Below are 12,317 nucleotides of genomic sequence, written 5' to 3'. Positions count from 1 at the left end.
GCAAGCGCGACCAAAACCGCAGGTCAGGAAATATCCCCTGCGGCCATCCGGCGGAGGGCGATCTTGTCGGTCTTGCCGTTCGGGTTGGCGGGCAGCTCCTCCACCACGATCACCCGCTTCGGCACCTTGAAGTTGGACATGTTCTCCCGCGCCCACGCCCGCAGCGCCTCGCCGTCCACCCGCGCACCGGATCGCGGCACCACGAACGCCCACCCCGCCTCGCCGGAGTCGTCGTCCGGCACCCCGACCACCGCGGCCTGAGCCAGCGACCCCTCCCGCAGCAGCAGCGCCTCGACCTCGGCGGGCGAGACGTTGAACCCGTTGACGATGAACAGCTCCTTCTTCCTGTCCACGATGCTGAGGTTGCCCGCCTCGTCCATCACGCCGACGTCGCCCGTGTGCAGCCACCCGTCGGCGTCGATCGCCTCCGCCGTCTTGCCGGGCTCGTCCCAGTAGCCGCGCATCACCCCGTACCCGCGCTGCAGGACCTCGCCCCGCTCCCCGGGCGGCACCTCCTCGCCAGCCAGGTCGACGATCTTCACCTCGATCCCCGGCACCGCCCGCCCGGTGGTCGTCGCGATCACCTCGATCGGGTCGCCGGCCCGCGTCATGGACACGACCGTGCCCTCCATGAGCCCATAGGCGTTGATCATGCGTTCCAGGCCCACCCGCTCGACCAGCCGCGTGATCAGCGGCGCCGGGACCGACGCCGCCCCGCAGATCGCCACCCGCAGCGACGAGACGTCCCAGTCGCGCCGGTCGAGCTCGTCCAGCAGCCGGGCGAACAACGTGGGCGGACCCGCCAGGATGCTCACCTTCCCGGACTCCACCAGCGCCATCAGGCCATCGGGGGTGAACACCCCGACCGGCATCATCGTCGCCCGGCGCAGGACGCAGGCGATCAGCCCGGCGTTCAGCCCGAAGCCGTGGTTGAACGGCGCGATCACCGGATAGCGGTCGTCCGGGCCCAGGGTGACGATCTCGGCCCAGTCCCAGTAGCCGCGCAGCACCTGGGCGTGGTCGAGCATGACGCCCTTGGGGGTGCCGGTGGTGCCGGAGGTGGACATGATCTCGCACAGGTCGTCCGGTCTCACCGCCAGCGCCCTGGTCTCGACGTCGCCCTCGCCGGTCTCCAGGAGCTCGGAGGCGGTCAGCGTGGCGGCCCGCCGTACCTCGTCGGGGACGATCACGTGGCGCAGGACCGGCAGGGGCGGCAGCAGGTCGGCCAGGACGGCGCCGCCCGCGCCAGGGCCGGTGACCAGCACCTCCGCGCCCGTCTTCGCGATGATCTCCGCGGCCTCGAAGCCCTTGTACCGGGAGGAGAGCGGCACGATCACCGCGCCCGCGTCCCAGACGCCGAAGGCGTGCGCCACCCACGCGGCGTCGTTGATCCCCCACACCGCCACACGGTCGCCGGGCCCGACGCCCAGCGCCATCAGCCCGCGCGCCACCGCGGCGGCCCGTTCGCGCAGCTCGCGCAGGGTGAGGCGGACCGGCCCGTCCACCACGAGGGTGTCCGGATACGCCGCGGCCCGCGCGCGCAGCATGCGGGGGAGCGTCCCCCAGCCGGGCACACTCTCCATCGCGCCTCCTCAGCCGGCCAGGCTGCGATCGCGGCCCAGGTGGTGGCCGCGCAGGTCCGCCACGACACCGGGCGTGACGGCCTCCGACACCTCGGGCGCCACCTCCACGCCGATCTGCACCGGCGTCAGCCCGTGCACGGCCTGCTGGATGCGCGACTTCCACATCGGGTTCTTGACCAGGCTCGCCCGGTTGAAGACGACCGTGAGCACGGCGGCGTCCAGCGTGCCCTGGCGGCTGACCGTCAGTTTCCAGCCCGACACCCCGTCCACCTTGGCCAGCGCCTTCTGGATCCGGAGCAGCGACACCCACACCCCGCGCACGAGCACGTGCTCGCCGACCGTGTGCGCGGGCGCGAGCCCGCCCCGCGACACCTGCCCGGTACGCAGCACCGCGTCACCCAGCGCCGCGTGCCCGCGCGGCGTGATCACCACCTCGGCGAGCTCGCCCGCACCGGGATCGAGCGCGTCCTTGCCCAGCGCCGCCAGCCCGACCAGCCCCTCGGCCAGCGGCACGAAAGGCTCCTCCTCCGCGGTACGGCAGGCCAACGCGGCCCCGGTGAACGGGCTCGCGTACACCTCGGTCACCGCGGCGTCGAACTCCTTGGCCAGATACGCCATCGTCCGCTTGGCCGCGTTCTCACCCGTCAGCACGATCGTGCGCAGCCCCAGGTCCAGCGGGTCAAGCAGAAACTCCAGGTGCAGGCGGGACAGGAAGTCCATGGCCCCGGTCGGCGTCGCCACCAGCGCCGTCGCCCCGACCGAGGTGAGCGCGTGGTGCAGCCGCATCCGCCCCCTGGGCCCGACCGAGGCGCCGGCCCGCGCGACGTCCGCCGCCGCGCCCGCCCACAGGGCGCCGGCCGGTTCGGCCAGCGCCACCACCACGCGGTCCCGCGCGCCGACGCCCGCTGCCGTGAGCGCCGCCCCGGTCATCGCGGCGGCGTCGGCGCGCTCCCCGGGCCCGAGCGGGAACACGCTCGCCGCGTCCGGCGAGACCACCAGCAGCCCGGACGCCGACCGCCCGGCGGCGCCCAGGTCGTCACGTGTGAGCCATCGCATCGAAGGCCACCCCCATCCCTTCCCTGAGACCCGCGCGGCGCATCAGCGCACCACCTCGGTCATGAACGTGCGCATCGACTCCGTGACCAGCGGATGCGCCAGCCCGCCCACCTGGCACTGCAGGATCAGGTCGGTGGCGCCGGCCTCGGCGATGCGCGCGACCGCCTTGCGTGAGCCCTCCACGTCGTCCACCACGACCATGAGGTGCTCGCGCAGCGTCGCCATGGCCTCGTCGGGCGGCATGCCGGCCGCGAGCTGTCCCAGGACGCGATGGGTGGCGTGGCGGGCGTCGTAGTAGTCGGGCGGCGTGACCAGGTTGACCTGGCGCCGGATGTACCAGAGCACGGCGTCGGCCGCCTCGTCCCGCGCCTGCCCCACGTACCAGGGGATCATCAGCGCCACCCGCCGGCTGGCGGGGTCGAAGCCATGGTCGGCCAGGCACTCCCGGTATTTCGCGATGTCGGCGGCGACGTCGTCGATGCCCTTCAGCATCGTCATCCCGAGCAGGTTGTAGCCGTGCTTGGCTGCCGCCAGGTAGCCCTCCAGGGACGTGGACGCCACCCACACCCTCGGATACGGCTCCTGCACCGGCCGCGGGTACACGGACACGTCCGGAATCTCGAAGAACTCGTTCGACCGGCTGACCGGTTCGCCGTCCGCCTGCCAGATGGCCAGCGTGGCCTCCAGGGAGTCCTCCCAGATCTGCCGCGACTTCTCGAACGGCTTCTGGAACGCCTGGTACTCCAGCGGCGAGGCGCCGCGGCCGGTCCCGAACTCCACCCGGCCGCCGCTCAGGACGTCGAGGGTGGCCACGCGCTCCGCCGTACGGATGGGCGACTGGAAGGGCAGCAGCACCACGCCCAGCCCCAGGTGGATCCGCTCGGTGCGCTGAGAGATCGCGGCCAGCACCAGATCCGGCGCGGAGGAGTGGGAGAAACCCCTGGTGAAGTGGTGTTCGACGAACCAGGCCGTGTCGAAGCCCAGTTGGTCGCCCAGGACCACCTGGTCGATCACATTCCGGAACGCCTGCTGCTCGACCTCGCGGGTACGCCCGCGAACCTCCAGTTCGTAACCGAGGCTGATCCGCATTCATCCTCCAAGTAAACCAAGCGCTCGCTTGGTAGAGACTATCAGGGTGGCTGTCCGGCGGGAAGTGCGGCTGTGCGTCCGGGACTTGCGGGATACGTGGTACGGCGATCAGAGTGGGTGATCGTGAGGCGAAAGCACGCGCTGCGGCGGCAGAAAGATGGCACGCTCCCAGACATGAGGGGTTTCCGCCGGACTCGGTCGAGCGACGACGAGCTTTCCAGCGCGCGCCGCTACGAGGCGTTCGGCCGGGTCATGGCGGTCCTGGCCACCAAGGCGGACTTCATCGAGGCGTGCCGCGACCTCACCTGGTGGCGGGGCGCCGACCACAGCTGGCACATCGAGTGGCGCGACGGCCCCTACGCCGCCGAGGTGGCCGCGCTGCTCGCCGAGCACGTGCGCGACCCCGACTTCGACGGCAGCCTGGTCACGGCGGCCGGTCCCGGCAGTAACGCCTCGGCCGTCCTCGACGTCATGGGCGTCCGCTTCGAACTCCACGCCGTCGACCCCATGGGCTCGGCCCGCGTGCACGTACGCCCCGGCTTCTGGCGCCTGGCCGAGGCCCTGGACACCACCCGCCGCACCAACGCCCGCCAGCCCTGGGAAGAACTCCTCGGGGGCTAGCCGCCGAACACGTGCGCGGCCAGTTCCCCGCGATGCCCCAGCGGGGTGCGGAAGAGCTGGGCGTCGGAGGTGGCGCGCTTCAGATGGCGGTGGGCGTCATGCTCCCAGGTGATCCCGATGCCGCCGTGGACCTGGATGTTCTCACCCGCCGCGCGCAGATAGGCCTCTCCGCAGTAGGCCCCGGCGACGGCGGCGGTCACGTCCGACTCGTGCGCGGCCAGCGCCGCCGACCTGGCCGACTCCACCAGCAGCGCCACGTCGGCCAGCTTGTGCTTGATCGCCTGGAACGACCCGATCGGCCGCCCGAACTGCCGCCGCTGCTTGGCGTACTCCACCGACGCCTCAAGGCACCGCTCCGCCCCGCCCGCCTGCTCGGCCGCGAGCGCGGCGATCCCGAGCGTGCGGACCGCGTCCCGGTGCTCGTCCCCGCCCAGGACGGTGGCGGGCGTCCGTTCGAAGACGAGCCTGGTCAGGGGCCGCGTGAGGTCCATGGTCCGGTACGGCTCCCGCACCGCGGGCCGGGCCTCGACCAGGTGCCCGCCGGCGTAGAGAAGCACCAGATCCCCGTCCAGGACATACGGCGCCTCCCCGGTCAGCAGCCCGTCCTCCAGCGACAGTTCAGGGCCGAACACGACGGTCGCGCTCATCGCGCCCTCGGCCAGCGGCGGGAGCAGGCGCGAGCGGGCCGCCGCATCCCCGTCGAGCCTGAGCGCCGCCACGGCCAGCACCGCCGTCTGCAGGAACGGCTGCGCCGACAGCGCCCGCCCCACCTCCCACGCCACGGCCGCGACCTCCTCGGGCCCGCCGCCCGCGCCGCCGTACTCCTCGGGCACGGCCAGTCCCGCGACGCCGAGTTCCCGCGCGAAGTCCGCCCACGACGCGGACGGGCGGCGGGACAGGTACGACCGGACGGTGTCACGCAGCAGATCCATGCTCCAAGACTAACCAAGCACTTGCTTCGCCGTTAGCTTCGGTTGACCGAATTTTGCCTTTTCTGTAAGTCCGCATACTGTGAGTAATGGCCGCCTTTAGTGGTTACTGGGGGAAAGGGTGGCCTGGGAATGGAGATGGAGAAGAAGACGAGCGCCGTCGACTATGCCGACTTCGCCGAGTACGACCGGCGACAGCGCGGCATCGAACGCCACGTTCTCGCGGCCTTCCTCGGAGGGCTGGCCGTCGGCCTTCTCGGCATGTTCGTCACCGACAACGCGCCGGCCCTGCTCGCCGACCTCTACGACCCGTACGTCTACCTCGCGCTGACCATCGCGCTCGGCGCCACGAGCACCGGGTTCGGATGGGCGCTGCTGACCACGTTCCTGGCGACCGTCTCGTCGCTGGTGGCCGCCATGGGCGGCAGCGCGATCCAGGGCCGCTTCAACATCGACGTCGTGGGCGGCGGACCCGTCGCGCTGAACGTGCTGCTCGTGCTGCTCGTGGGCCTGGGCATGCTCGGCTACCTCACCCGCAGGAACGATCTCTGGGGCGACCTGGCCGCCGGCGGCATCGGCGCCCTGGTGCTGGCCGACGTCATCGACCGGGCGACGCCCGGGTTCCTCGACACCGAGGCCACGTTCTGGCCGGTCCCGGCCGTGGTCGTCGGCGTGCTGACCGTCATGGCCGTGCTGTGGCTGCGCCGTACCACCGTGGGACGGCTGCGCGCGCTGGGGGTCACGGCCGTGCTGGCGGGGCTCTTCGCGTTGTTCGTGACCTGAGTGTGAAGGCGCCGAGGCGCAAGCCCGCGCGGCGCGGCCCCCCGAGTCGATAGCCTGTAGTCCTTCACTTCCGGGTTCGAGCAAGGAGTAGCCGTGTCGCTGCGCATGTCGTCGTTGTTTCTTCGCACCCTGCGGGACGACCCGGCAGACGCGGAAGTCCCGAGCCACAAGCTCCTGGTCCGCGCCGGCTACGTCCGCCGCGTCGCGCCCGGCATCTACTCCTGGCTGCCCCTGGGCATGCACGTGCTCAAGAACGTCGAGTCGATCGTCCGCGACGAGATGAACAAGATGGGCGGCCAGGAGGTCCTCTTCCCCGCGCTGCTGCCCAGGGAGTACTACGAGGCCACCGGCCGCTGGACCGAGTACGGCGACACGCTCTTCCGCCTCAAGGACCGCAAGGGCGCCGACTACCTGCTCGGCCCCACCCACGAGGAACTCTTCGCCGACATGGTGAAGGGCGAGTACGCCTCCTACAAGGACTACCCGGTCACGCTCTACCAGATCCAGACGAAGTACCGCGACGAGGCCCGCCCCCGCGCCGGCATCCTGCGCGGCAGGGAGTTCCTGATGAAGGACTCCTACAGCTTCGACCTCGACGACGACGGCCTCAAGCGCTCCTACGAGCAGCACCGCGAGGCCTACATCAAGTTGTTCGACCGGCTCGGCATCCACTACAAGATCGTCTTCGCCACCTCCGGCGCCATGGGCGGCTCGGCCTCCGAGGAGTTCCTGGCCCCCACGCCCACCGGCGAGGACACCTTCGTCGCCTGCCACTCCTGCGGCTACGCCGCCAACGCCGAGGCCGTCACCACCCCCGCGCCCGCCGCGCGCCCGGTGGCGGAGGCCGGCGCCCAGCAGGTGCTCGACACCCCGGACACCCCGACGATCGAGACCCTCGTCGAGCACGTCAACACGGTCCACGGCCTGTCGATCACCGCCGCCGACACCCTCAAGAACATCGTCGTCAAGATCACCACGCCCGGCTCCGACAAGGTCGAGACGCTCATCGTCGGCGTCCCCGGCGACCGCGACGTCGACTTCAAGCGCCTGGAGGCCGCGCTGGCCCCCGGCGAGCCGGCGATCTTCGAGGCCGAGGACTTCGCCAAGCACCCCGGCCTGGTCCGCGGCTACATCGGCCCGCAGGTCCTGAAGGACCTCGGCATCCGCTACCTGGTCGACCCCCGCGTCGTCACCGGCACCGCCTGGGTCACCGGCGCCAACGAGCCCGGCAAGCACGCCGTCGACGTCGTCGCCGGCCGCGACTTCACCCCAGACGGCACCATCGAGGCCGCCGAGGTACGCGCCGGCGACGCCTGCCCGCGCTGCGGCGGCGAGCTGTCGATCGACCGCGGCATCGAGATCGGCCACATCTTCCAGCTCGGCCGCAAGTACGCCGACGCCGCCGGCCTCGACGCCCTCGGCCCCGACGGCAAGCCCATCCGCATCACCATGGGCTCCTACGGCGTCGGCGTCTCCCGCGCCGTCGCCGTCATCGCCGAGCAGGCCCACGACCAGCTCGGCCTGGTGTGGCCGCGCGAGGTGGCCCCCGCCGACGTGCACATCGTCGGCACCGGCAAGGAGAACCAGATCGAGGTCGCCCTGCAACTGGCCGACGAACTGACCGCCAAGGGCCTGCGCGTCCTGGTCGACGACCGGGCCGGAGTGTCGCCGGGCGTCAAGTTCAAGGACGCGGAACTGCTGGGCATGCCGACGATCCTGGTGATCGGCCGCGGCCTCTCCTCCGGCGTGGTGGAACTGCGCGACCGCGCCTCCGGCACCAAGGAAGAGATCCCCCTCGCCGAGGCGAGCGCCCGCATCCTCGCCGCCTGCTCCTGACCGTCACGCTCCGGAACTCTCCTCACCCGGTCGCTCGTTATCAGGGCGTAACCGATCCCGAGGAGGGTTCCATGGGCTGGCACTACCGGAAGTCCATCAAGGTAGGCCCATTCCGCATCAACCTCTCGCGCCACGGTGTCGGCCACAGCTTCGGCAACCGCCGCTTCCACATCCAGACGACCCCCGACGGGCGCCGGCACCTTTCCGTCCGCCTGCCCGGTGGGCTCCACGTGACCAAGACCCTGGGGCGCGGCCGTACCCGCCACTACCGCTACTGAGACGGACTGGTGGTGGGGGAGGGGGCCGGCTTGGGCGGGGCGGGCATGCCGGGGAACGCCGGCGCCGAGGGGCGGAAGCCGTAGGAGCGGGTCACCGACTCCTGCATGGCCAGGGCCGCGTACCGGCGCAGGGCCGCGTCCTCGCAGGCGGCCAGTTCGAGGTAGGTCGCGGTGATGCCCTGCTCCACGTGGACCGCCAGGCGGATCGCCTCCGTGGCGTTGCCGGGCGTCACCGGCAGCGCGTAGGAGGGCTCCGGCTCGGCCGGGCGGCCCCGGCGGGCGGTGATGAGGCCGCGTAGCTGGTCGCGGCGGGCCCGGTGGCCGTCGAACGCCGACGTCACCCTGGCCCGCAGCGCGCCCGTCGTCCTCGCGCCGATCAGGCCGTAGGCGTAGACCGCCGCGTGCTCGGCCGCGAGTGCCTTGCGGAGCCGTTCCAGATCGGAGCCGGATGTCTGTGTGGAGAGAGTCATAGGGACCTCGGCAGCGACAGGACGTGCAGGGCCTCGCAGGCGCCGATGCTGGCGATCAGCTGGGAGAGGGCGGGTGAGGCGTCGGCGAGCTGGCGCGGGCGCAGGGCGGCGGCCTTGCGCTCCACGTCGCGCAGCCGCGTCAGAGAGACCTTCGGCGGCGGCGGCGACGGCGGGGTGGTCGGCGGGTTGGTGGGGAGCTTGGCCGCGTCGGGGAAGCGGCGGCGCAGCTCGGCCAGGTGGGCCCGGTGACGCTCGCGGAAGGGCGCCAGCTTCTCGCCGCCCGCGGTGATCAGCGTGGTGTAGAGGCCGATCGTACGCTCCTTGTCGGCGATCAGCTCGCGCGCCAGGACGTGCTCCGGGTCCTCCGGCTTGGGGGTCGTGGCCTCCGGGGCGCCCGAGCCGCTGCACCCCGCCAGGGCCGTCGCGCCCGCGAGACTCGCCCCGCCCGCGAGAACGGCACGGCGGGACAGTGGACGGCGCACGGGTGAGACCTCCGGGAAACAGGACGCAGACAGCATCGTACGGGCTCGCGCCCGCGATCGCCGCCACCGGCGGCTCGCCACCCGAGCGTGCCGAGTGGCGCTCTTTTCGGGCCCTGGTACGGATAGGGTGTCAACTGTCGTCGCTGGCAGTGCTGCCATGGACGCCGACAGCCGACGGCGAGGTACGCCCGGCTGGAAACATGACAATAGGGGAGGTCGATATGGGCAGCGCATCATCCCGCGACCACCTGATGAAGCTCCTTGAGCCCGTCGTCGCCGCGGAGGGTCTCGATCTGGAGGACGTCACGGTCACCACCGCCGGCAAGCGCCGGTTGCTGCGCGTGGTCGTCGACCGCGACGGCGGCGTGAGCCTCGACGACGTGGCGGAGGTGAGCCAGGCCGTCTCCACCGCCCTCGACGAGGACGATGCGATGGGCGGATCCGCCTACACGCTCGAAGTGTCCTCTCCAGGCGTCGACCGGCCGCTGACGGAGCCGCGCCACTGGCGCCGCGCGGCCAAGCGGCTGGTGAAGGCGGAGCTGCGCGACGGCTCCGTCGTGGAGGGCCGGGTGCTGACCGCCGACGACGCCGGCGTCGACCTCTCCGTTGACGGCGCTGAGCGCCGGCTCGACTATCAGGACCTCACCCGCGGACGGGTGCAGGTGGAATTCCGCCGTCTGGACGACGAAGACCCAGACGGCGACGAAGGCTAAGGGGGAAGCCTCGTGGACATCGACATGAGCGTCCTGCGCAGCCTGGAGCGGGAGAAGGACATCTCCTTCGACCTGGTGGTCAAGGCGATCGAGGACGCGCTGCTGATCGCCTACTTCCGCACCGACGGCGCGGCCCAGAAGGCACGGGCCGAACTCGACCGGCAGACCGGCCACGTCAGCATCTGGGCGGCGGAGCTCGACGAGGAGGGCGAGGTCGTCCGGGAGTTCGACGACACCCCGGGCAACTTCAGCCGCATCGCGGCGACGACCGCCAAGCAGGTGATCCTGCAGCAGCTGCGCGACGCCGAGGACGAGATCAACTTCGGCGAGTTCGCCAGCCGGGAGGGCGAGCTGGTCTCCGGCGTCATCCAGCAGGGCAAGGATCCCCGCGTCGTGCTGGTCGACCTGGGCAAGATCGAGGCCGTGCTCCCGCACAACGAGCAGGTCCCGGGCGAGGACTACGTGCACGGCGAGCGCATCCGCGCCTACGTCGTGCAGGTGAAGAAGGGGCACAAGGGGCCGTCGGTCTCGCTGTCGCGCACGCACCCCGGGCTGGTGAAGAAGCTGTTCGCGCTGGAGGTGCCCGAGATCGCCGACGGCACGGTGGAGATCGCCGCCGTGGCCAGGGAGGCGGGGCACCGTACCAAGATCGCGGTGCGCTCGCGCAAGCCGGGCGTCAACGCCAAGGGCGCCTGCATCGGGCCGATGGGCTCGCGGGTGCGCAACGTGATGACCGAGCTCCACGGCGAGAAGATCGACATCATCGACTGGTCGGAGGACCCCGCGGAGTTCGTGGGGAATGCCCTGTCGCCCGCCCGTGTTTCCAACGTCGAGGTTCTGGATCTGCAGGGGAGGGTCGCGCGCGTCATCGTGCCCGACTACCAGCTCTCGCTGGCCATCGGCAAGGAAGGGCAGAATGCCCGGCTCGCCGCCCGCCTCACGGGATGGCGGATCGACATCCGCTCCGACGCACAGGCAGAGGATGCCGCCGGTTCCGTAGATGCGTCAACACGGTAAGCTGGAATATGGTGGCCTGGCAGCCCCGCAGAGAACATGTGTGGGCTGCAGGGTTCGCACGGCTAAGTCCGAGCTGCTCCGATTGGTGCTGGTTGAGGATCACATAGTCCCCGACCTGCGAGGACGGCTTCCCGGCCGGGGTGCATCGCTGCATCCCGACCTGAGCTGTCTGGAGCTTGCCGAGCGTCGCCGAGCGTTTCCGCGCGCGTTCCGCGTGCCGGGGCCGCTTGACGTCTCGCGTGTGCGGGCGCACCTGGAAGAGGAGAACCACGAAATGTCATGTAGGACGCCGAGTTGATGGGCGGAGTCAGATTGCTATGAGCGCCTGATGAGCACGCGGCGATGAAGACGTCAAGGTAGCGACGGTCCGGACGGCACAGCCAGCCTCCCGGGCCGAGTAAGGGAGTGCAGTGGCGAAGGTCCGGGTATACGAGCTCGCTAAGGAGTTCGGCGTCGAGAGCAAGGTCGTCATGGCCAAGCTCCAGGAGATGGGGGAGTTCGTCCGTTCGGCGTCCTCCACCATCGAGGCGCCGGTGGTCCGCAGGCTCACCGAAGCTCTGGGCGCATCGAAGGGTGGGTCCAGTAAGGGCGGCGGTTCGTCGTCCAACAAGCCGCAGCCGCCAAGGGCTGCTCCTCGGCCGGCTGACAGCCAAGCCGGCAACGGCGCTGAGTCGCCGATTCCATCAGCCCCGCGTCCGGGGCCCAAGCCTGGTCCGGCTCCCAAGCCGGGCCCGCGCCCTGGTCCGGTTCCGATGCCGCACCAGCCGCAGCCCGAAGCTCCGCGCTCCGAGGCTCCGCAGGCGCATTTCGACAGTGGCACCAGTGCCCCGAGCGCCCCGAGCGCTCCGAGCACCCCGAGCGGGCCCTCCGGCTCGCGGCCGGCTCCCGGCCCGCGCCCCGGTCCCGCCGCCCGTCCCGGGCCCGGCGGGCCGAAGCCCGGTCCCGCGTCCCGTCCCGGTGGATCCGGCGGCGAGCGCGGTGGCGAGCGTCCTTCCGGCGGTGACCGTCAGTCCGGCGGCGACCGTCAGTCCGGCCCGCGCCCAGGCGCCCAGTCCGGCGGTGGCCCGCGTCCGGGCCCCGGTGGACCCAAGCCGGGTCCGCGCGGCCCGCGTCCTGGCAACAACCCGTTCTCGTCCAACGCCAGCGGCATGGGCCAGTCCCGTCCGCCGCGTCCCGGTGGCGACCGCCCCGGCCGCGACGGTGGCCAGGGTGGCCCGCGCGACCGTCGTGACGGTCCGCCGCGCGATGGCGCCGGTCCGCGTCCGCCGCAGGGCCGTCCCGGTCCCGCGGGTGCCGCGGGTCCGCGTCCCGGCCCGCCCGGTGCGGCCGGTCCGCGTCCGGGTCCCGGCGCCGGTGGCCCGCGTCCCGGTGGTCCGAGTCCGATCCCCATGTGGATCAGGCTGGGTCGTCCCGCGGGGCGAGGTAGTGGGGCGGGGGGGGGTGGTGGTGGTGGGGGTGGG

Annotated in this window: 14 protein-coding genes and 1 pseudogene; 9 read left to right on the top strand and 6 right to left on the bottom strand. The window is 71.8% G+C overall.

Annotated elements, in window-relative coordinates; all coding sequences use genetic code 11:
- Positions 1 to 23: 23 nt before the first annotated feature.
- From ACFWYW_RS54755 to ACFWYW_RS54745, 3 genes are read right to left on the bottom strand one after another with little or no spacing between them, the layout of a single operon-like run.
- The gene (locus ACFWYW_RS54755; protein ID WP_379618068.1) at positions 24 to 1,583 is read right to left on the bottom strand and encodes an AMP-binding protein; all 1,560 of its coding nucleotides are present in this window, start codon (positions 1,581 to 1,583) and stop codon (positions 24 to 26) included.
- A 9-nt stretch (positions 1,584 to 1,592) separates the two neighbouring features.
- The gene (locus ACFWYW_RS54750; protein WP_379641385.1) at positions 1,593 to 2,639 is read right to left on the bottom strand and encodes a hypothetical protein; all 1,047 of its coding nucleotides are present in this window, start codon (positions 2,637 to 2,639) and stop codon (positions 1,593 to 1,595) included.
- 42 nt (positions 2,640 to 2,681) lie between these two features.
- A complete protein-coding gene (locus ACFWYW_RS54745) occupies positions 2,682 to 3,728 on the bottom strand; it encodes an LLM class flavin-dependent oxidoreductase (protein WP_379618072.1) in 1,047 nt (348 codons plus the stop codon).
- Positions 3,729 to 3,902: 174 nt separating this feature from the next.
- Between ACFWYW_RS54745 and ACFWYW_RS54740 the strand changes: the two genes are divergently transcribed.
- Complete coding sequence (locus tag ACFWYW_RS54740) at positions 3,903 to 4,349, top strand: hypothetical protein (RefSeq protein WP_379618074.1); 447 nt, start codon at positions 3,903 to 3,905, stop codon at positions 4,347 to 4,349.
- Here the strand turns inward: ACFWYW_RS54740 and ACFWYW_RS54735 are convergent.
- A complete protein-coding gene (locus ACFWYW_RS54735; RefSeq protein WP_379618076.1) occupies positions 4,346 to 5,281 on the bottom strand; it encodes an acyl-CoA dehydrogenase family protein in 936 nt (311 codons plus the stop codon). The two genes, ACFWYW_RS54740 and ACFWYW_RS54735, sit on opposite strands and share 4 nt — an antisense overlap.
- Positions 5,282 to 5,410: 129 nt before the next feature.
- On the opposite strand from ACFWYW_RS54735, the gene ACFWYW_RS54730 reads away from it, so the two are divergent.
- From ACFWYW_RS54730 to ACFWYW_RS54720, 3 genes are all read left to right on the top strand, one after another.
- The gene (locus tag ACFWYW_RS54730; RefSeq protein WP_379618078.1) at positions 5,411 to 6,061 is read left to right on the top strand and encodes a hypothetical protein; all 651 of its coding nucleotides are present in this window, start codon (positions 5,411 to 5,413) and stop codon (positions 6,059 to 6,061) included.
- 93 nt (positions 6,062 to 6,154) lie between these two features.
- A complete protein-coding gene (locus ACFWYW_RS54725; protein ID WP_379618080.1) occupies positions 6,155 to 7,897 on the top strand; it encodes a proline--tRNA ligase in 1,743 nt (580 codons plus the stop codon).
- Between the two features lie 71 nt (positions 7,898 to 7,968).
- Entirely contained in the window at positions 7,969 to 8,175 is a 207-nt protein-coding gene (locus ACFWYW_RS54720; protein WP_184967012.1) for a DUF4236 domain-containing protein, read from the top strand.
- Here the strand turns inward: ACFWYW_RS54720 and ACFWYW_RS54715 are convergent.
- Entirely contained in the window at positions 8,169 to 8,645 is a 477-nt protein-coding gene (locus ACFWYW_RS54715; RefSeq protein ID WP_379618083.1) for a ferritin-like domain-containing protein, read from the bottom strand. The two genes, ACFWYW_RS54720 and ACFWYW_RS54715, sit on opposite strands and share 7 nt — an antisense overlap.
- Positions 8,642 to 9,127, bottom strand: a complete 486-nt coding sequence (locus ACFWYW_RS54710) for a hypothetical protein (RefSeq protein ID WP_379618085.1) — start codon at positions 9,125 to 9,127, stop codon at positions 8,642 to 8,644. The genes ACFWYW_RS54715 and ACFWYW_RS54710 overlap by 4 nt, the downstream gene beginning before the upstream one ends.
- Positions 9,128 to 9,348: 221 nt before the next feature.
- Between ACFWYW_RS54710 and rimP the strand changes: the two genes are divergently transcribed.
- The 5 genes and pseudogenes from rimP to ACFWYW_RS54685 all read left to right on the top strand — a co-directional run.
- Entirely contained in the window at positions 9,349 to 9,840 is a 492-nt protein-coding gene (rimP, locus tag ACFWYW_RS54705) for a ribosome maturation factor RimP (RefSeq protein ID WP_379618087.1), read from the top strand.
- A gap of 12 nt (positions 9,841 to 9,852) precedes the next feature.
- Positions 9,853 to 10,857, top strand: a complete 1,005-nt coding sequence (gene nusA / locus ACFWYW_RS54700) for a transcription termination factor NusA (RefSeq protein ID WP_379618089.1) — start codon at positions 9,853 to 9,855, stop codon at positions 10,855 to 10,857.
- Positions 10,841 to 11,155 (top strand): YlxR family protein, encoded by a 315-nt coding sequence (locus tag ACFWYW_RS54695; RefSeq protein WP_379618091.1) that lies wholly within the window; start codon positions 10,841 to 10,843, stop codon positions 11,153 to 11,155. The genes nusA and ACFWYW_RS54695 overlap by 17 nt, the downstream gene beginning before the upstream one ends.
- 112 nt (positions 11,156 to 11,267) lie before the next feature.
- A pseudogene (locus ACFWYW_RS54690) lies at positions 11,268 to 11,411 on the top strand (translation initiation factor IF-2 N-terminal domain-containing protein); the annotation flags it as partial.
- 622 nt (positions 11,412 to 12,033) lie between these two features.
- A partial coding sequence (locus ACFWYW_RS54685; protein WP_379641387.1) for a hypothetical protein occupies positions 12,034 to 12,317 on the top strand: 284 nt, incomplete at its 3' end.

The sequence above is a fragment of the Nonomuraea sp. NPDC059023 genome (genome assembly GCF_042740095.1).
Taxonomy (GTDB): domain Bacteria; phylum Actinomycetota; class Actinomycetes; order Streptosporangiales; family Streptosporangiaceae; genus Nonomuraea.
Note: the sequence above shows the minus strand (reverse complement) of the source record. Positions and strands in the feature narration are given on the sequence as shown.

Bases quoted from the DNA above. Each gene is read 5' to 3' on its own strand.
- ACFWYW_RS54755 (WP_379618068.1), bottom strand. From the start codon at position 1,583: ATGGAGAGTGTGCCCGGCTGGGGGACGCTCCCCCGCATGCTGCGCGCG.
- ACFWYW_RS54750 (WP_379641385.1), bottom strand. From the start codon at position 2,639: ATGCGATGGCTCACACGTGACGACCTGGGCGCCGCCGGGCGGTCGGCG.
- ACFWYW_RS54745 (WP_379618072.1), bottom strand. From the start codon at position 3,728: ATGCGGATCAGCCTCGGTTACGAACTGGAGGTTCGCGGGCGTACCCGC.
- ACFWYW_RS54740 (WP_379618074.1), top strand. From the start codon at position 3,903: ATGAGGGGTTTCCGCCGGACTCGGTCGAGCGACGACGAGCTTTCCAGC.
- ACFWYW_RS54735 (WP_379618076.1), bottom strand. From the start codon at position 5,281: ATGGATCTGCTGCGTGACACCGTCCGGTCGTACCTGTCCCGCCGCCCG.
- ACFWYW_RS54730 (WP_379618078.1), top strand. From the start codon at position 5,411: ATGGAGATGGAGAAGAAGACGAGCGCCGTCGACTATGCCGACTTCGCC.
- ACFWYW_RS54720 (WP_184967012.1), top strand. From the start codon at position 7,969: ATGGGCTGGCACTACCGGAAGTCCATCAAGGTAGGCCCATTCCGCATC.
- ACFWYW_RS54715 (WP_379618083.1), bottom strand. From the start codon at position 8,645: ATGACTCTCTCCACACAGACATCCGGCTCCGATCTGGAACGGCTCCGC.
- rimP (WP_379618087.1), top strand. From the start codon at position 9,349: ATGGGCAGCGCATCATCCCGCGACCACCTGATGAAGCTCCTTGAGCCC.
- ACFWYW_RS54695 (WP_379618091.1), top strand. From the start codon at position 10,841: ATGCGTCAACACGGTAAGCTGGAATATGGTGGCCTGGCAGCCCCGCAG.